General features: G+C 48.6%; 20 protein-coding genes and 1 tRNA gene. 6 read left to right on the forward strand and 15 right to left on the reverse strand.

The window, feature by feature from the left end:
- Window positions 1-309: 309 nt before the first annotated feature.
- Window positions 310-621 carry a hypothetical protein gene (locus tag H6786_04000; protein ID MCB9816532.1) on the reverse strand — a complete coding sequence of 104 codons (312 nt, stop codon included), beginning with the start codon at window positions 619-621 and terminating at the stop codon, window positions 310-312.
- A gap of 119 nt (window positions 622-740) precedes the next feature.
- Here H6786_04000 and H6786_04005 point away from each other — a divergent pair, with 119 nt between their 5' ends.
- Complete coding sequence (locus H6786_04005) at window positions 741-1,655, forward strand: tyrosine-type recombinase/integrase (GenBank protein MCB9816533.1); 915 nt, start codon at window positions 741-743, stop codon at window positions 1,653-1,655.
- Window positions 1,645-2,604 carry a hypothetical protein gene (locus H6786_04010; GenBank protein ID MCB9816534.1) on the forward strand — a complete coding sequence of 320 codons (960 nt, stop codon included), beginning with the start codon at window positions 1,645-1,647 and terminating at the stop codon, window positions 2,602-2,604. The genes H6786_04005 and H6786_04010 overlap by 11 nt, the downstream gene beginning before the upstream one ends.
- Before the next feature lie 45 nt (window positions 2,605-2,649).
- Here H6786_04010 and H6786_04015 read toward each other — a convergent pair whose 3' ends face one another.
- From H6786_04015 to H6786_04030, 4 genes are all read right to left on the reverse strand, one after another.
- The gene (locus H6786_04015; GenBank protein MCB9816535.1) at window positions 2,650-2,868 is read right to left on the reverse strand and encodes a hypothetical protein; all 219 of its coding nucleotides are present in this window, start codon (window positions 2,866-2,868) and stop codon (window positions 2,650-2,652) included.
- 106 nt (window positions 2,869-2,974) lie between these two features.
- Window positions 2,975-4,012: a hypothetical protein gene (locus H6786_04020; GenBank protein ID MCB9816536.1), complete on the reverse strand. Its 1,038-nt coding sequence runs from the start codon at window positions 4,010-4,012 to the stop codon at window positions 2,975-2,977.
- A gap of 95 nt (window positions 4,013-4,107) precedes the next feature.
- Window positions 4,108-5,004 carry a hypothetical protein gene (locus H6786_04025; GenBank protein ID MCB9816537.1) on the reverse strand — a complete coding sequence of 299 codons (897 nt, stop codon included), beginning with the start codon at window positions 5,002-5,004 and terminating at the stop codon, window positions 4,108-4,110.
- A complete protein-coding gene (locus tag H6786_04030) occupies window positions 5,004-5,897 on the reverse strand; it encodes a DUF2817 domain-containing protein (GenBank protein ID MCB9816538.1) in 894 nt (297 codons plus the stop codon). The genes H6786_04025 and H6786_04030 overlap by 1 nt, the downstream gene beginning before the upstream one ends.
- 272 nt (window positions 5,898-6,169) lie before the next feature.
- Here H6786_04030 and H6786_04035 point away from each other — a divergent pair, with 272 nt between their 5' ends.
- Window positions 6,170-6,823 (forward strand): hypothetical protein, encoded by a 654-nt coding sequence (locus H6786_04035; protein MCB9816539.1) that lies wholly within the window; start codon window positions 6,170-6,172, stop codon window positions 6,821-6,823.
- 56 nt (window positions 6,824-6,879) lie between these two features.
- Here H6786_04035 and H6786_04040 read toward each other — a convergent pair whose 3' ends face one another.
- The 4 genes from H6786_04040 to H6786_04055 all read right to left on the reverse strand — a co-directional run bounded on the left by H6786_04040 (window position 6,880) and on the right by H6786_04055 (window position 10,692).
- The gene (locus H6786_04040) at window positions 6,880-9,318 is read right to left on the reverse strand and encodes an ATP-dependent Clp protease ATP-binding subunit (GenBank protein ID MCB9816540.1); all 2,439 of its coding nucleotides are present in this window, start codon (window positions 9,316-9,318) and stop codon (window positions 6,880-6,882) included.
- A gap of 13 nt (window positions 9,319-9,331) precedes the next feature.
- Complete coding sequence (locus H6786_04045) at window positions 9,332-9,721, reverse strand: hypothetical protein (GenBank protein MCB9816541.1); 390 nt, start codon at window positions 9,719-9,721, stop codon at window positions 9,332-9,334.
- Window positions 9,722-9,857: 136 nt separating this feature from the next.
- Complete coding sequence (locus tag H6786_04050; protein MCB9816542.1) at window positions 9,858-10,418, reverse strand: bifunctional (p)ppGpp synthetase/guanosine-3',5'-bis(diphosphate) 3'-pyrophosphohydrolase; 561 nt, start codon at window positions 10,416-10,418, stop codon at window positions 9,858-9,860.
- Between the two features lies 1 nt (window position 10,419).
- Window positions 10,420-10,692, reverse strand: coding sequence for a hypothetical protein (locus tag H6786_04055; protein ID MCB9816543.1), 273 nt, complete (start codon window positions 10,690-10,692; stop codon window positions 10,420-10,422).
- 156 nt (window positions 10,693-10,848) lie between these two features.
- Between H6786_04055 and H6786_04060 the strand changes: the two genes are divergently transcribed.
- Window positions 10,849-11,577: a hypothetical protein gene (locus tag H6786_04060; GenBank protein ID MCB9816544.1), complete on the forward strand. Its 729-nt coding sequence runs from the start codon at window positions 10,849-10,851 to the stop codon at window positions 11,575-11,577.
- A 476-nt stretch (window positions 11,578-12,053) separates the two neighbouring features.
- On the opposite strand, the gene H6786_04065 is transcribed toward H6786_04060, so the two are convergent.
- On the reverse strand, window positions 12,054-12,311 hold the full coding sequence (locus tag H6786_04065; protein MCB9816545.1) for a cold shock domain-containing protein: 258 nt from the start codon (window positions 12,309-12,311) through the stop codon (window positions 12,054-12,056).
- Window positions 12,312-12,516: 205 nt separating this feature from the next.
- Between H6786_04065 and H6786_04070 the strand changes: the two genes are divergently transcribed.
- Entirely contained in the window at window positions 12,517-12,762 is a 246-nt protein-coding gene (locus H6786_04070) for a hypothetical protein (GenBank protein MCB9816546.1), read from the forward strand.
- Between the two features lie 223 nt (window positions 12,763-12,985).
- On the opposite strand, the gene H6786_04075 is transcribed toward H6786_04070, so the two are convergent.
- From H6786_04075 to H6786_04095, 5 genes are all read right to left on the reverse strand, one after another.
- A tRNA-Leu gene (locus H6786_04075) sits at window positions 12,986-13,067 on the reverse strand.
- Window positions 13,068-13,271: 204 nt separating this feature from the next.
- A complete protein-coding gene (locus H6786_04080) occupies window positions 13,272-13,565 on the reverse strand; it encodes a hypothetical protein (protein ID MCB9816547.1) in 294 nt (97 codons plus the stop codon).
- A 2-nt stretch (window positions 13,566-13,567) separates the two neighbouring features.
- Window positions 13,568-14,212 (reverse strand): MBL fold metallo-hydrolase, encoded by a 645-nt coding sequence (locus H6786_04085; protein MCB9816548.1) that lies wholly within the window; start codon window positions 14,210-14,212, stop codon window positions 13,568-13,570.
- A gap of 59 nt (window positions 14,213-14,271) precedes the next feature.
- Window positions 14,272-14,511 (reverse strand): hypothetical protein, encoded by a 240-nt coding sequence (locus tag H6786_04090; GenBank protein ID MCB9816549.1) that lies wholly within the window; start codon window positions 14,509-14,511, stop codon window positions 14,272-14,274.
- A gap of 88 nt (window positions 14,512-14,599) precedes the next feature.
- Window positions 14,600-14,944: a hypothetical protein gene (locus H6786_04095; GenBank protein ID MCB9816550.1), complete on the reverse strand. Its 345-nt coding sequence runs from the start codon at window positions 14,942-14,944 to the stop codon at window positions 14,600-14,602.
- A 75-nt stretch (window positions 14,945-15,019) separates the two neighbouring features.
- Here H6786_04095 and xth point away from each other — a divergent pair, with 75 nt between their 5' ends.
- Complete coding sequence (xth, locus tag H6786_04100) at window positions 15,020-15,820, forward strand: exodeoxyribonuclease III (protein ID MCB9816551.1); 801 nt, start codon at window positions 15,020-15,022, stop codon at window positions 15,818-15,820.
- Window positions 15,821-16,531 lie beyond the last annotated feature (711 nt).

The following is a 16,531-nucleotide window of genomic DNA, read 5'->3' on the forward strand; positions in this document are numbered from 1 at the left end:
TGAGATTCTCAGCAGAATCTCACTCCGTCCTCGGCGCTGACTTTCATTCAGTTTAATTTTAAAGGAATGAAAGACTGGCTCAGCGCCTGCGGATGCTCGCGCCAAGGTGCAACTAGTTCCACGCTGTGCGAAACCATGCGGTGGTGTGTTCTGAAGACATTGCGGAAGGCGTATCCTAAACGCCTGAGCATAGGACTTGATCCGTGTCTGAAGAATGTACCACCGCATGGTTGAGTTGTTTCGCAGTGGTGTAAAACAAACCCGACTTTGAAAGTCGGGTGGTTGAACTATTTGCCTCGTCGAGAGACTTTATGTCATTCGCCAAAGCTCACGTGTGACTCTGCTCATTCCGCTGATGAAAAGCAGCGCGGCACTGATCAGATTTGTTGCGAGTAGCGGTAGTCCCATGACCCACTCTACCGTTGATAGCAGAGGAGATGGAAGTAGTTGAAGCATTGCCAGCAGTGCGAGGAGGATCAGTGTGGCCACACTACCGAGCAGTTCAGCTGTGGCGAGTGGAAGGCCAGGCTTCATTCTGGTGTGATTGCGCACAGCATGACTCAACGCAAAGATGTACAAAAGAGCAGTTCTCACATCCATCATATTGGGTGATGGTTTCATTCACGGATCTCCTTGTTTGGGGTAAGGAATCAGTTGTTTAACTGTACTGTAATAGTTAAAAAAGTCAAGAGTTCTTCTCTTCCGTGTAACACGTTCTGCAACTTGATATAATCAAAACCATGCCAGACCTAGTGAAACTGAAAACCCAGTTTTTGGAGTACCTCGAGATCGAGCGGGGTAGGTCAGTGAAGACGGTTGAAAACTATGATCGATACCTCGATCGCTTCTTTGATTTTGCTGAGGTGAAGAAACCGAGCGATCTCACTGAGGAACAGGTGCGTGAGTTTCGCTTACACCTCAATCGGCAGCCGGGAACGAAAGTTGGCGGGCGGCGCGAACCCATGAAACGTCGTACGCAAAATTATTACCTCATTGCACTGCGAGCATTCCTCAAGTACCTCCGCAAGCGCGACATCGAAGCGCTTTCGCCCGAGCGGATCGAGCTTGCGAAAGTGCCGGAGCGGTCGCTCGATCTCATCTCTGGTGCGGAGCTCAAGCGACTGATGAAAGCTCCCGACACGAAGACGCTCGAAGGCAAGCGTGACAGCGCGATCCTTGAGCTGCTCTTCTCGACTGGCTTGCGTATCTCTGAACTCTGTTCCCTTTCGATCGATGATGTTGATCTTTCGCGTGATGAATTCTCAGTTCGTGGAAAGGGTGACAAAGTGCGGGTGGTATTTCTTTCTGACACCGCGCGAAAAGCGCTTCAAGAATATTTGAAGCATCGCAAAGACATGGACGACGCGATGTTTGTACGATACGGACGAAAGCAAAATGATGGTGGTGACTTACGTATCTCCCCGCGTGCAGTGCAGCGACTGATCAAAAAGTACGCTGCCGCTGCCGGCATCACGCGCAAGGTTACGCCGCACGTGATCCGTCACAGCTTCGCCACCGACCTCTTGCAGAATGGTGCAGACATCCGTAGCGTGCAGGCGCTCCTTGGTCATGCGAGTATCAACACCACGCAAGTCTACACGCACGTGACCGACAAACATTTACGAGAAGTACATAAAAAATTTCATGGAAAATAAAAACCTTGCCTACCCAATTCAGCGAAAGTGGATCTTAGGGGTCTTCATCATCATTCCCTTGGTGCTCGCGGTCGGACTCTACGATTATTTTTTGAATGATCAGGCTTGGCAGCCGTACTTTAGTTTGTACTCGTTACTCTTGCCGCTCTACCTGCTCTTTTTTGAGTTGCCGCATATCTTAGCGAGCTTCGCTGGGTTTGCGGATGGAGAATATGCCAGGCATTATCGAAAGCACTTACTCATTGGACTGCCGGTCATGCTGCTTTTATTTGGAGTGTTCGCGTGGCACTACTACCTCTTTGCAATTGGACTATACCTCGCGATAACTATCTATCATGTGATCAGACAACAGACTGGTATCGCACATATGTTTGGAGTGCCGAAGGGTCGTTGGCATAGTGTGTGGAGTTGGTCGATCGTTATTGGTGGTGCGCTACTCTTTATGCAACTGGTGGAGTCACGGATCGATCAGGCACTCGCGTGGCTGTGGCCAGTCGGGACAAGTATCTTGGCGATCGGGTTTATTGCAGGAGTGGGTCTGATCAAAGAGACGAAGAGTAGGTTGGGTGTTTGGTATGTAGTGGCGACATTAGCGATGGTGCTCACCAGCTTCCTCTTCGTGCAATTGCAGTATGCGTTTTTGGCAGTGTTGGTGGTACGGTTTGTGCATGAGGTGACGGCGTTTATGTTTTACATCACGCATGAGATGAATCGCAATGCAGAGACGATCAAGAATAAGTTGTACAAATGGTTACCACTCTTGCCGGTGTCACTCGTGATCGTTATTCCCCTCTTCGCGATCTTTGGTGGCGCAGTCGTGCGCAACTCGATCTCTGATCCGAAGATTTTATATATGGTCGTTATGTCGATCGCGCTGATCCACTACTACATGGAAAGTATTATGTGGAAGCGAGATAGTCTGCATCGACAGTACGTGCAGGTGGTGTAGTGGAGTTTGAAAGGGCGCGCATCCGATAGGATGCGCGCCTTTGTGTTAGCGTCGATTGAGATTGAACTGCTGCACCAACTTGTCTACGTCGATCACATCAACGCAGAGTGTGCTTGGTGTCATGATGACACCGCAGGTAGTGATCGTAAGGACCCCGCTGTTGAGTTCTTGCTGCAGCACTTCGATGGTTTCTTCAAGCGAAGATTCCTCGATCGACAGCTGCTTCAGTCGATGGCCAGCCCACCAGGCTTTGACAGTGATCATGCGAGTACCTCGCTTTGTGGAACTGTCGGCATACTACTCGCGTCGGTTGGAGGTGTCAATGAAAAAGCGGCGGCCCGAAGGGTCGCCGCTTTTTCAGTAAGCAGGTTTACCACTTACTCCACAAGAGCTTCACGAACTTCCAGAAACCACGGAGCACGACGATCAGTACAGCAATGTACACGATCGCTTGGAGTACCCAAAGAAGGAAGATACCGAAGGTGGTGGTAAGGTTGATCAAGGTGGTTACGAAGTTATCCTTGAGATCGTCCCATGCATTCTTCCAGAGGTTCTCGTACTTGTCTTCGACGATCGGATTCTTCCTTGAGACACTTACAGAAAATTCGACCACTTCCAGGCGAGCATTGAGATCTGCTGCTTGTTGGTAGATGTTATCAAGTTGCGAGATCAGGCTGATCTTCCGACTCGTAAGCTGATCAATGTAGCGAAGGCTGTTGGTCACCTGATTTGAGAGATCAGTCACATCGTTACTTGAATAGAAGATCGTATTGAGTCGATCGAGCTGGGCTTGAGCCGCAGTGAGTGAAGACTCAATACGAACCAGTTGTTGCTGCAAGATCGCGGTCTGACTCTCAAGCTGCTGTTTGTGTCTTGTGACTGAATGAGTGTCACGAGTGATCGAGACATTCTTGAACTCAGATAGTGATGTAACCACCGACTCGGCTTTGGCTTCAGTGACATAGAAGCTGGCGCGGCAGTAGTTGGTGCCGGTGTTGATCGACTGGAAGTGGACCTCGGTGTCAGCTTTTAGACTGGTGACCAGATCACAGAGCTCATCAAATTGCTTGGTAACACCTGAGACGGCATAACTCGTTGTCTCGTAGGTTTCGAGATTGTCGGTATACGAACTAGGCATTGGTTCGGGAATATACGTAGGAGCTGGTGCACTTGAAACTACGGATTCCATTTCAGCTACTTTATTGTAGCTATAGTCACCATCAGCTTCCATGTAGCCATCAAACATTGGTGCGCGTGGAGCTGAGACGCCAACCGTGTTACCACCAAGATCAGTGCTTCCCACCATGAGGTTCATGATTCCCCAGAGTAGGAGGAGTACAAAGAGTCCGGCAACTCCAAGTAGTCCGAAGCCGATAATTTTTACGTAGCGATTTTGAAAGAAAGGCATACTAAAGTTTTGTAATGAGTAATTGAGTTTTATTGTAGCATCGAAAATAGAAACCGGCCGGCCCCGAAGGGGCCGGCCGGTTTCATCTTTATTTTCTACTTCCCGTACAACTGCAGCACTGCTGCGGTGCCGGCAAGATTCTTGGTCCACTCAGGACTGGTGCGTGAGCCAAGCTCAACGGTTACCGATGGAACGCCGAGTGAAGCAAGCCAGTCTTCAGCGGCGCCGGTTACGGCGTACGCAGTGAAGAGCGGCACGGCGCCATAGCCGCTGGCGTTGGCGTAGGTATCTACGAGTGTGCGAGCTTCCGGGGTGAGATTGCCGTCACAACTACTGCCGTAGACATTGTCGGCCATGCTGTGCCAGAAGATCGCTGCTGCAGGTGGATGGGCCGCGACATAGTCTCGCAGTGCTACCGCCTCAGGTTCTGAGAAGACAGTTACTCCCCCGCTCACTGGTTGACTGCGCCAGGTGCTCTCAGGTGACCAGTTACAATCGAAGTTACGATTGAGATCAACTCCATTGGCGTTCATGCGGCCGGTCCCGGCAGTGTGCATACTGTAGTCGGTGATATCTGCACTGGTGAATCTTCCCTCCAGACCAGTAGCCAGGAAGAGTCCGTCTGGGTTGAGGTTCGGAATGATATGTACCGTTACATTCGAGGGGATCATCGACGGATCAGTCGTCAGGTGGTCGATCATGTCGTAGGCCAAAAGAGTGCTGTTCCATTCGTAGCCACCATGGATACCACCAACAAAGAGGATGTTGGTTTCTCCGGTACCAAAGGTGAAACTTTCGATCTTTCGGCCTTCCACCGAACTACCAATGATCTGATGAGTGGTGGTTGGTGCGACTGGTGCGATCGGTTCTTCGATCTCATCGACTATTGGCGCAGGTGTTTCGGGAGCGGGTTTGGTCAGTATCACCAAGAAGATCGCTACGCCGATCAGTACCAACAATATGCCAATGATCAGTTTACTATTTTGACTCATTACTCAGCGTAGGCGTTAAGAACTGCTTCGACACCTGCAAGGTTCTTGCTGCGTTCGGTGTTCTGGTAGTCTGACAGGAGGACGCTAATAGCTGGGATACCCTGCTTTGCCATCCAGTTCACCATGTCGCCAGTGATAGCGTACGCATCAAACTCAGCTTCAGACGGATAGCCGGCTGCGGTTGCGAAGGTGGCTGCAAGTGTGACAGACGCATTGCTTGGAGTGCCTGCACAAGCAGATGGGTACACTTTTCCTTCTGCGCTGAACCATACCACTGCAGCTACTGGGTCGTACTTGAGTACATAGTCTCGCAGTGCCACCGCCTCAGGTTCTGAGAAGGCCGCGCTACCACCGCTTACTTCTTTACTCTGCCATACAGCAGTTGCGCTCCATTCACAATCAAAGTTACGGTTAAGGTCTACGTCATGAGCATTGAAGCGACCTGCTGTCCCTCCGGTAGCTACTCCGTCAGGGTTTAGTGTTGGGATGACAGTTACTGTCAAGTTAGCTGGGATCGCCGCTTCGTTTCCTTTGAAGTAGGCCACGAGTTCATCAGTAAGTGCGCTTGTGTTTGGTGAGTAGCTACCATGTACGCCGCCAACAAGTAGAATTTCCTTTGCACCAGTTCCGAAGTGGTACGCTTTGATCTCGGTACCTTCAACTGAGCTGCCGATCACTTCTTCTGCTGGCCGAGCTGCCTCTTCTACTTGTAGTGGTTCAGCACCGTCTCCAATACCTCCATCTGGTTCGACTGGAAGTCGTTCTTCAACCGGGGTTACATTCTCGTTGTCTTCAACGATCGTGATGGTGTCTCCATCATTCATTAGTAAGTATCCAACTGCGCCAATGAGCGCCAGTGCCAATACGGCGATTACAACGTTTTTTGCTTGCATATGCTTACTATTGTATGTCAGCTCAAGTAGATTGGCCAATCTGGCTTAAGTAAAGGCTCTGTCAGCTGGGGAAAAGTCAGTTGCAGGTACACTAGAGGAGAGTACACTTGGGAGTGAACTGGCGTTCGCCTTGTTCAGCATCGCAGGATATCCTGCACCATAGTTGTCGCGTTAAAGTTTTGGGGGCCCTCGTGGGTCTTTTTGCGTTTTGTAACGAAACGTAAACTACACGGCATATAGTAAGTACAATATTAAAATTAACGTAATTGTGTATGCAACAAACACTTACCAATAAATTTGCTGTCACTTTGGCAGCAATTGCAGTCGCCTTTGGTGCTGCGTTCACTGCTCTCGCCTACGATGAGCTAGAGATCGAAGTTGATGTGTTCGCTGATCGGATCGAGATCGAAGTACAGTATGAGGAAGATGGTTCTGTGGTAGAAGAGGATTATACATACGAGACTACAGATCTTGATACTGCATATGAGGATCTTGCCGATGATCTTGGTATCACGGTGGCTGAAGTTGAAGATGCGGTCACCAGTGTGACTGAGGAAGATGACGAGGATGAAGACGAGATGGATGATGAAGATGACTCTGATGATATGGATGAAGATGGTCAGGACGACGAAGATGAGTCAATGGATGATGACGAGGATGATTCTGACGACAGTGATTATTGTGACCGTACCAGCCAAGCTGCTGGTTGGGGTGTTGCTAAGAAGTGTGTTGAAGAAGACGACTGGCAAGTAAATGACAAAATGGAAAAGAAGGTAGTACGCTTCCAGGATCGTTCGATGGATAAGTACCGAGATTACGGCCTAACGACTGATCGTGACGAACTCCAAGCACAGCTTCGTGAACTCATGATGCTTCTCATCCAGTTGCTCCAGCAGCAACAGTTGATGATGCAGAGTAATGCGTAAGTAGATGCTGAACAAAAACCGGCCGGCCCCGAAGGGGCCGGCCGGTTTTTACGTTCTTACATCTTTACATCAAGTTCTGCATCAGTGAAATCTGCACGAGTGAGTGGTATGGTATCGCCTTTTTGCACCGCACCGGCAATAATTTTTTGGGCGATCTTCTCTTCGACGATATCTTGCAGCACACGCTGCATTGGGCGGGCACCGAATTCTGGGTTGTACCCCTTCTCTACCAAGATATCGAGCAGATCGCGACTGACTGTGATCTCATATCCCTTCTCCTTCACGCGTTCGTACAGTCCACCAAGCATGAGGCCGGCCACCTCAGTCTGCTCTTCGATATTGAGTGGCTCAAAGATAATGGTGTTATCAAAACGGTTGATGAGCTCTGGTCGATAGGTACCCTCTTTTACTATGTGATCGATGATCTCTTGGGTAAGATGCGAGAGTTCTTTGCGTTGCTGGACTGTACGCAAGATGAGCTGGCTACCGGCGTTTGAAGTTGCAATGATGATCGTGTTTCGAGCGTTTACCTTACCGCCACGAGCGTCAGTGAAGATCCCTTCGTCGAGTACCTGGAGGAACACGTCATGAACTGGCTGGGTCGCTTTCTCAAACTCGTCGAGCAGTAGTACGCAGTATGGGTGTTCGCGAAGGATGGTCGGAAGTACGCCTGGTTGTTCCCCGTCTCCGATAAGGCGTTCAAGGGCGTCCTCACCGCTATATTCAGACATATCAATACGCTGCATTTTGTCTTCGCCACCGAAAAATATATTGGCGAGAGCTTTGGCGGTTTCGGTCTTACCCACACCAGTTGGCCCAAGGAAGAGGAATGAACCCATTGGCTTATCAGTAGATTGGATGCCAGCGCGAGCGCGCCGCATGGTGCGGGCAATTGCGTCGATCGCACGCTGCTGCCCGATCACTTGCTGGTGAAGCTTATCTCCGAGGTTGAGTAGGAGGTCACGTTCCTCGTCCTTAATCGGGCCAGCGGGTACTCCGGTCATATCGCTCACCGATTGATACACGAAGTCTTCAGTGATCACACTGACTCCCTGCTGACTGGCCTTAGTTGCAATGTCGATCAAAAGCTCGATCGCTTTGTCGGGCATCACCCCTTCGACTACGTAGCGGTCAGCAGCAGTGGTGATCGCGTTAAGGCCAGCGTAAGTAAAGAGAATGTTGAATTTCATCTCGTGTTGGAGTGCAATGTCTTGAAGTACACGAGTAGTTGCAGTGAGGTCTGGGGTGTCGATCAATACTTCGGCGAAGCGGCGGGTAAATGCGCCGAGTGTCTCGAGGTAGGTGTGGTATGCTCCCGGGGTGTCAGTAGCGATGAGTTGTAATTGTGGAAGAGCCAGGAACTCATCGAGGAGTTCAGGAATAAATACGCCCATGGCTTCAGCTTCTCGTACGAACGTACTGAGGTTTTCGATCACAATGATCGTGTTGCCTGCGTTGGTCGCTTCAGTGAAGAGTTCAAGGAGCGTCAGTTCAAGCGCTTGCTTATCGCGGTGTACTGCGAAAAGACGATTGGTATCAAGTACGATCATGTGTCGACCGGCGATCGCATCAAGTGACTTGCCAGTCTGCATTCGACGGTTCACCTCCATGACCAGGTCCATCTTTCCGACACCTGCTTCACCGATGATCAATACATTGGAAGCTTTCGCGCGGACGAGAGTTGATTCGATCTCACGCACTTTTTCATCTGCAAACGAACTGTCTGCGCCGAGAGTCGAGAAGACAGCGCTGGTGCGAATATCGCGAGAGAACCGTTGCAAGATGTAGGCGGTTCCATAGGCCCACTCACGTCCGATGCCGGTAGTGCGAGAAAGATTGTCCTTACTCCACCAACGTTGGCGACGCTTTTCTTGATGGTAGCTACCTACTACCCACCGTAGTGAGCCGAGGAATATCTCTTCGCGAATGCCAGCATTTTTGAACAGTGCTTTGAAGGCTGTGTCGTGAATGAGGAGGTATTTACCGAGTCCGATCAGACTGAAGATCTCATCTTCTGGAAGCATGACCATATCAGCGGTGATCTTCTGGCGGGCCCCTTGGAGGTATGCGTCAACTGCATCACTGCTTAGGCCGCTCCGTAGTAGCGCGGTAGCGCCAAAAGTCGAAACACAAAAGGCCATACTGACATCGTTTGGGTACTTGAGGGTGGCTGCAGCTACATCGTAGGTGGCCACTTCCACATCTTTTTCTTCGATACCGATGAGTGAGTTGAGTCCGCGGAAGTAGTAACTGTTGTGGTACGCATAGCTTAGGATTTGCTCAAGCCAGATCGCGGTGCTGATCAGTGAGACACCGAGGAGTTGGGTGGTGTATGCTTCGCCCATAAAGAAATAGGTTGCTACGGCTGCTCCTCCAGTGACGACCGCGATCACAAAGCTGATCTTTCGAAGTACTGAGAGTAGTGAGCGACTCATGATCGCGGTGAGTCGAATTGCTGGTTGGTAATCTTTGATGCTGTTGCCAAGAGTATTCATAAGATGAAATTGATTATGCGAACAACAGTGAGACACCGAGTATGAGTAACGCAACAATAGCTAGCGGTGCGACTATCCAAAACAAGTAGGTGGCAAAGCCAGCAACTATAATAAGTGCGAGAGCGATCAATCCGGCAGCGATGATAAAAGTACGCATGATGAAACCAATGATGCGCGAAATAAGCCCGATAATGAGGTAGGCAGCTAAGTCCTCAAAGTTCCACTTGTCACCTCGGTCCTCAATGATCCGCTTCCACGGTGAAAACCAAGTGCGGAATAGTTGTGGCAAGGAGAAGAAGTGGATGATGAACCAGATGAGATTCAACCAGACGTTAAATATCTCTAAAAAGGCGCGAGAGTAGTGCCATAACAAATAGTGGTGCACTATCGAAAGAAAGAGCATGGTGTCTCTATTATGACATATGCGCAAAGGAAAAGCGCAGCATCCACAAGTGGATGCTGCGCTTACTGACGTCTACACGTCGGTTGGATCATGCAACATGACGCACCTCCTCTGTTGTCGTGAGTGACTGTTTGTCTCAACTACGTAGCGACAGGACCTTCCGCATGTCGGCCACTTGGGTCAACAGCTTCGCTTTCAGTTCAACTGAAGCACCACCGAGCGTTTCAGCGATCACGACCGCCTCGTCGAGATACTGTGCGATCTTGTCTCGATCCCAGAAGCTCGGAAAGGTCTTGAGGTTTGAGAGCCGATCGGCGAGTTTGACGCACTGCACACGAGCCGGAGCTGCTTTCGCACGCTGGAGCATATCTACAAATTGCTCCCCTTTCTGCAGTCGGCTGTTTTTAGATGTCACCTGTACATCATCGGCTGTGATCTGACCAAATTGATCGCGCACGTTTTCGTAGGTCACCGCAGTGTCCTCGATCACGTCATGTAAGATCGCGTCGACCAGTGCCTGATCCATCTCGGATCCTGTCAGACCAGAGTGAAAGGCGATCTCGTTTGCAACATCGATCGGGTGAAAGATGTATGGCACGAACTCGTTTCCCTTCCGGACCTGGTTTCCGTGTGCGATGGTGGCGAATTGGATCGCATGGTTGATGCGGTTGTTTTGGTTGGGGATGTAGAGTGCCATATCACCCTCCTTCAAGTTGTTTGGGTTGTTGCAGCGGACACCAGCTTGGTGTCACTGCTTCTTTGCGCAAATTGTAGGGTCGTATTGCTGGCATGACGACTCGGTACGGTGAGAGATCTGCAGCGTAGCGAGAAGATAGTTGCCGCTTGGGGTTCGCTGCTTGGGTGCACACGACCGCTTGGTCATCGTCGCAGAACCAGTCGTCTGGATCAGGGTCACTGATCACTTGGTGATAGGGGCAGTCAAGGCAATTGTCATACATAACGTTGGTCATGAAGAGGCTCCTTTGGTTGTAATGAACGACCGTTTGCAGTGTATGCTAGTAATTATCTTTTGTTATTGCAATTTATACTTTTTGTAAGTCTAGCTGCAGAAAAAGCATTTTAATGCTATAAAATAAAGGTATTTAAATTGTAATTATTTCTTACAAATGGACACGTTCGAGCTTGTACACCAGGCAGGTTTGCCAAAAAAAGAAGCGTCAGTTTACACTGCCCTTTTAGAATATGGTCAGCAATCACTGTCAGACCTACATCGTCGTACACAGATAAATCGTCCAGCCTTGTATCAGGTCCTGCCTGCACTCGAGCGACGCGGTCTTGTGAGTAAGGTGCGATGTAAAAATCGTCATCAGTATGTCGCTGAATCACCCAAACGACTCCTTGAGCAGTATCAGGAGCAAACAGAGTATCAGATCGATGGGCTTACCAGCTTGGCAGAGCAATTTGAACATCATAGTGCAAAGCGACCAGTGGTGAAGTATTTTGAAGGAGATAAAGGTATCCGCTTTGCGTTTAACGACATCATTCATACGTTGCCGGTTGGTGGAGAGTTTTATCGTTACTCATCACGTATAAACCAAAAGACGCAGGATTTTGATAACACGCTGTACGCGCGTGAACGGGATAAGCGAAAGATCGAACGCTTGGTGATCACTAGTGAAGAAAAAGCTGCCGTTAAAGAGCCAAAGCTTGAGCGAACGGTTCGCTCTATACCAAAAGAATTTGATCTGTTTGAAGACAACATTTCCCTCGTGCTCTATGGTGATAAGGCGGCATACATTGATTATGGTTCAAAGACCTCGTTTATCATTGAGTCGGCTAAGATAGCGCGTTTTCATCAGAAGTTGTTTAAGTTGTTGTGGAAGAAGCTGCGTTGAGTTGTTGTGGGATTTTGTCGTTTCTGTGTATACCGCAATAAGGCAGTCTGGAGGTGAATACACATGCTAACTGGTATCAGAATTGTAGGGACACTGATCGTTCATGAACTGGATAACAGAGTATTTCATTTTCGTGCAGAGAATCGCTGTTTGACACTGCGCGGCGAATTGCACTATTCAGATCGTGTACATCAAATCGCTGCACACATCATAGCTCGCGAGTTAAATGTGTTGGTGATATGGCAAGATATGATCGGTATGAAACATCTGGTTGAACCCGATACAATATTGGACGATATGGAATCATTACTGAACGTAATAGATCCACGTGATCAGGAAATGTACCGAGTCAGTACTACCCTACAGTAAAAAACCTATGCATCACTTCACAAAAAGCAGCCTTTTGGCTGCTTTTTAAATTAAAATCGGTGCAGGCCACAAGGTCTGCACCGATTTTAGTATTAGTAATTGAGTGCTTACGCAGCCTCAGCCTGATCGAAGTTGTCGTCGTTTGCAGCTTCTGCTGGAGCAGCATTGCCAACCTTTGTTACGTTAGCAGCTGCAGGACCCTTTGGTCCTTCCTCAACGTCGAAAGTGACTGCGTCACCTTCCTTAAGATCATCGAAAGTGATGTCTACCACAGCTGATGCGTGGAAAAATACATCCTTATCTCCTTCTTCTGGCTTGATGAATCCGTAACCTTCATCGCGCTTGCGTACTACTGTTCCCTTCATATTTATATATAGTTTATTTTTCTAACTACAAAACGTCACTTCCTTAACTTCTTCAATGAGACTTCAAGAGGAGCGGTTTCGTTAGAAGCATTAAAGCATAGGGGGGTAAAAGTGCAAGGGGTTTGGGCGATTTGGAACACTTGCTATTGGTGCTTGTGGTGGTATGTTTGTTGGTGAATTACTTTTGCATAAAGAGGTGTGAAAGATGAATGATCCCACAAAGCTGGGTCGCCGAGTTGTTATCAAAGCAAAGACAAAGTCTAAAGCTGGGAAGGATCATAGTGGCTCTAGTGGCAAGGAGGGTGTGCTGTATGTGACTGTAGAAGGCCAGGAGGTGGAGAAAGCTCGAGTGGCTGGTCCTAACTCTAAATTTGTGCAAAGAAAATTGCGCAGTACAGGCTTGATCCCCACGTATGTGACACTCAAGAACTATGGAGAGACAGTGTTCTAACCAGTACGATAACTAGTAAGCCCTGCAGACGCAGGGCTTTGGTGTGCTAGAGAGAGGACTTGGTCACAAGTCACTCTCTCCGGTCGCGCTCGCGACCCCGCCTCGGCCTCGTCTTCTCCACTTCGTTACGAAGCCGGCTTTGCGGCCTCCGGCTTTCAAGCCCCCTCCCAGCTGCTAGTCGCAAAAAGCTCTAAAAGTATTCACTTTTAGAGCTTGCGCCTAGTGCTGGAGAGAGGACTTGAACCTCCACGTCTTGCGACATACGCACCTGAAGCGTACGTGTCTACCAATTTCACCACTCCAGCATTTGAATGATGTGGCTGAAATTAAATCACAGAATAGTCTAAATACAAAGAAAACGACCGAGCAGGTGCTCGGTCGAGATGTTAGATGAGGAGTCGTCGTTCGACCCAACGCAAAGTATCGGGCCATCCGTGTCGGACTGGTTGCCAGCATCCCAGTGAAGTAAACGCAAACGGGCGCCGGCGAAGCCGGCGCCCGTTTACTTGTTACTCAAAATATCCTGCTGCCTGAAACGCCTTCAGGTCCTGCTTTAGTTGATGTTCTTGCAAAAAGTTGAGGTTGACTTGCGCGTGGGCTCGCACGATCTGCCAGGCATCGCCCAGTGGTATGTCGTAGCTGGCTGCAAGCGCCTGTGCACTGTCCACAAATTCCTTTGCAGTTGTTACTTCCCAAGTACTCACTTCCGGCACGATCTCCGTTTGGAGGCGTTTATTTAAATCATTGATTTGCTCTTGTTGTTCGTGGCCTGGCGTTTTAAAGGCACTATTTTCGATACTCATGATTACATAATAACAGTTTTTTCTGGCTCAAGAACGGTAAACGTAATATTTTGTTTGGTTAGTTCCCGCTCAAAATGCGGATATGTCACTCGTTTTCCCACTTCTGAAAGTACTGCTTCATGAACCGGGATGACTTGCTTTGGATTCACTGCCAGGACGTACCGAATTGCTTCATTCACCTTAAGCCATGGTCCAGCTACGGGCGCGGCGAGAATATTTACTTGTTCGTCAGGCACAATATATGAATCACCTGGGTAAAAGAATTCCCCATCTTCAAGGAGAAAGCCAGTGTTTTCCACTTGTCCGAAGTTCTCATATATCTCTTCATGTTTTCCATCATAGGGCTTGATCGAAATCCCGGCGGCGGTCGTCGTTTCGCGGTCGGTGAGTGTGGTGTATGAAATGCCAAGCTCACCAAGGATCTTTCCCACCCCGGTATTGGTCACGACCGCCGCCCGCGGATTCAATGCAAGAACAGCTTGTAGTGATTGTGTGTGCAGGTGGTCCCCGTGTTCATGAGTGATCAGAATGAGATCGATACCAGTTAGCTCAGTAAATCCGCTACTAAAAGCACCCGGATCAGTTAGTATGCGCTTCCCTGCCAGTTCAATGAGTAAGCAACAATGCCCGTATTTAGTGATAGTCATGAGCGCAGTATAACAAAAAGAACCCGCTACGATGTGCGGGTCCATGTTTTGGTGCGGAGTCAGTGGTCGGGGTTCAGGACGATGTCTTCCATCACCCTGCCTACGCCAGCTTCTTCCGGGGTGAGCCGATCGAGCGGTCTCGTCATTCTGTAGCCGAGTGCCGCGCAAGGGGCATCTGATTCTGCCTCTACCAAGGGACGACTTTTTTTGCCGACGATTTGGTAAGGGGCGAGGTCTCGAAGCTTGCTGAACAACTGACGCACGCAGTGACACAATAGTGTCAGGTTTTTTTCTTGCATCTGCCTACCCTCTCTTTGGTCTTGTCTAGTTGTAAATAATAAAACACACTATTGTTTTAGTCAATAGTGTGTACTGAATAACAAATGTTTAGGCTGCCAGATCTTCTGAGTGTAGTTCGCCGTTTGGGGTTGCGTCGTTTCTAACCTGCTCAGCTTGCTCTGCGATCTGTAGTGCCTCGGCTCTTGAGACAAATCGTCCAACACTTGTCGCAAAACCATCAAGCACTAGGTCAGGATTGGCCGCCTGCAGACGAGTAATGAATAGCTTGATGTCACCATCTGTACCTTCCGTTAGTTCTGGGTTTGTTACGTGCAACTGTTCTCGTAACTGCTCGAATGCATGCGCGTGTGTAATGCCCCTGAATATCTCTCCATTGTATTGCACTGCAGCTCCGAGTACTCGTTCTGGTGCCTGAGGCCCACTTTCGATCATATGTAAAAAGTATAGCTTGGTACCCGAATAGTGCAAATGTATAGCAGTTTTTCAGTAATACGGTAGACTGAGGACATGAAAATCTACTCATGGAACGTTAACGGCATTCGAGCCGTCAATAAAAAGGGTTTATTTGAGCCATTTTTAGAAAAACACGACCCAGATATCCTGTGTTTACAAGAAACTAAGGCAAACCATGAGCAAGTTGATCTCGATTGGCCACAATTTGAAGAATATTGGTGTTCAGCGGAGCGAAAAGGCTACTCAGGCACGGCAATTTTCACCAAATACACCCCAATTGACGTTGTAAATGGTCTTCCCGAGGATATCTTGAGCAAGTACAAGCTTGAGGACAGTTATGGCGACACTACTAAAGAAGGTCGTGTTGTCACTGCTGAATTTGAGCCGTTCTATGTCAGTACGGTCTATACTCCGAATGCTAAAGATGACCTTTCTCGTATTCCAATGCGTCAAGAGTGGGACCCAGCGTATCTTGAGTACATGGATCGGTTGCAGCAAGACAAGCCAGTGATTTTCTGTGGTGATTTCAATGTTGCACATCAGCCGATCGACCTCGCAAGGCCGAAACCAAACGAGGGCAAAAAAGGATTCACACTCGAAGAACGAGCAGGCTTCGATGCGATGATCGAAAAAGGTTTCGTCGACACCCTTCGCCACTTCCACCCTAACACTCCAGAACTTTACACCTGGTGGTCGCACTTCGGTGGTGCTCGTGAACGTAATGTCGGTTGGCGTATCGACTACGTGATGCTCTCAGAAGCACTTACTCCCCTCCTTAAGAATGCTAAGATCCATCCTGATGTGCTGGGAAGTGATCACTGTCCAGTATCAGTAGAGCTGGGGATTGAACTCTAGTCTCCAGGCAAACTTTAAGAGCGCTGTGTAATTGTGACTCAGCGTCCTCGCAATGAGAATTATTGCTGCGGATGCTTCACTACAATTACATAGCGCTCTTTTACGTTGATAAATAAGCATATTAGGGCACAAAAAGTAAATGTATTTCGAAAAGGCAATCACACGAAACACAAATTTGTCAATGATTAATTGTAAAAGACAGTTATCCCCACTTATGCACAAGCGTGTCCTTTACCTTGTCCTTTACAGGGAGTATATTATTGGCAGGCCCAGAGAGGGCGCGCAGTTACTTCCAGAGAGTTGCACTGAAGAAAATCTTCCGTCCATCTCCCTGGGGGTAAACCGTAAAGAGATCTTCCAAAATAACAACAAGAGTATTACCTCCAAGAATCGAAAGATTCTTTACTCAAAAACGTTCATAACATCCCACCCCGAAAGAGAACAGATAGAAGCACCTCTACAATGCGACTATCACCAAATGTTCATCTTTCACACAACGTAAGAGCTTCGGAATAGGTTAGATCAAAATGATCGCCAACTAGGATTACCATAATCCTCCAAATATAAGCTCAATTTTTTACAAGGCCTGAAGGCACCGGCAGCTGATCACCACCACGATTGGCTCCCGATACCTTCAGGTCTTTTCTTTTGTTTATATTGTGTGACACCAGAAGTCGTGGTAACTTTCTAGCGTAATCGATCTTTTTGTTT

The sequence above is a fragment of the Candidatus Nomurabacteria bacterium genome (assembly GCA_020632075.1).
Taxonomy (GTDB): domain Bacteria; phylum Patescibacteriota; class Minisyncoccia; order Phycocordibacterales; family UBA918; genus OLB19.

Bases quoted from the DNA above. Each gene is read 5' to 3' on its own strand.
- H6786_04000 (MCB9816532.1), bottom strand. From the start codon at position 621: ATGAAACCATCACCCAATATGATGGATGTGAGAACTGCTCTTTTGTAC.
- H6786_04005 (MCB9816533.1), top strand. From the start codon at position 741: ATGCCAGACCTAGTGAAACTGAAAACCCAGTTTTTGGAGTACCTCGAG.
- H6786_04010 (MCB9816534.1), top strand. From the start codon at position 1,645: ATGGAAAATAAAAACCTTGCCTACCCAATTCAGCGAAAGTGGATCTTA.
- H6786_04015 (MCB9816535.1), bottom strand. From the start codon at position 2,868: ATGATCACTGTCAAAGCCTGGTGGGCTGGCCATCGACTGAAGCAGCTG.
- H6786_04020 (MCB9816536.1), bottom strand. From the start codon at position 4,012: ATGCCTTTCTTTCAAAATCGCTACGTAAAAATTATCGGCTTCGGACTA.
- H6786_04025 (MCB9816537.1), bottom strand. From the start codon at position 5,004: ATGAGTCAAAATAGTAAACTGATCATTGGCATATTGTTGGTACTGATC.
- H6786_04030 (MCB9816538.1), bottom strand. From the start codon at position 5,897: ATGCAAGCAAAAAACGTTGTAATCGCCGTATTGGCACTGGCGCTCATT.
- H6786_04035 (MCB9816539.1), top strand. From the start codon at position 6,170: ATGCAACAAACACTTACCAATAAATTTGCTGTCACTTTGGCAGCAATT.
- H6786_04040 (MCB9816540.1), bottom strand. From the start codon at position 9,318: ATGAATACTCTTGGCAACAGCATCAAAGATTACCAACCAGCAATTCGA.
- H6786_04045 (MCB9816541.1), bottom strand. From the start codon at position 9,721: ATGCTCTTTCTTTCGATAGTGCACCACTATTTGTTATGGCACTACTCT.
- H6786_04050 (MCB9816542.1), bottom strand. From the start codon at position 10,418: ATGGCACTCTACATCCCCAACCAAAACAACCGCATCAACCATGCGATC.
- H6786_04055 (MCB9816543.1), bottom strand. From the start codon at position 10,692: ATGACCAACGTTATGTATGACAATTGCCTTGACTGCCCCTATCACCAA.
- H6786_04060 (MCB9816544.1), top strand. From the start codon at position 10,849: ATGGACACGTTCGAGCTTGTACACCAGGCAGGTTTGCCAAAAAAAGAA.
- H6786_04065 (MCB9816545.1), bottom strand. From the start codon at position 12,311: ATGAAGGGAACAGTAGTACGCAAGCGCGATGAAGGTTACGGATTCATC.
- H6786_04070 (MCB9816546.1), top strand. From the start codon at position 12,517: ATGAATGATCCCACAAAGCTGGGTCGCCGAGTTGTTATCAAAGCAAAG.
- H6786_04080 (MCB9816547.1), bottom strand. From the start codon at position 13,565: ATGAGTATCGAAAATAGTGCCTTTAAAACGCCAGGCCACGAACAACAA.
- H6786_04085 (MCB9816548.1), bottom strand. From the start codon at position 14,212: ATGACTATCACTAAATACGGGCATTGTTGCTTACTCATTGAACTGGCA.
- H6786_04090 (MCB9816549.1), bottom strand. From the start codon at position 14,511: ATGCAAGAAAAAAACCTGACACTATTGTGTCACTGCGTGCGTCAGTTG.
- H6786_04095 (MCB9816550.1), bottom strand. From the start codon at position 14,944: ATGATCGAAAGTGGGCCTCAGGCACCAGAACGAGTACTCGGAGCTGCA.
- xth (MCB9816551.1), top strand. From the start codon at position 15,020: ATGAAAATCTACTCATGGAACGTTAACGGCATTCGAGCCGTCAATAAA.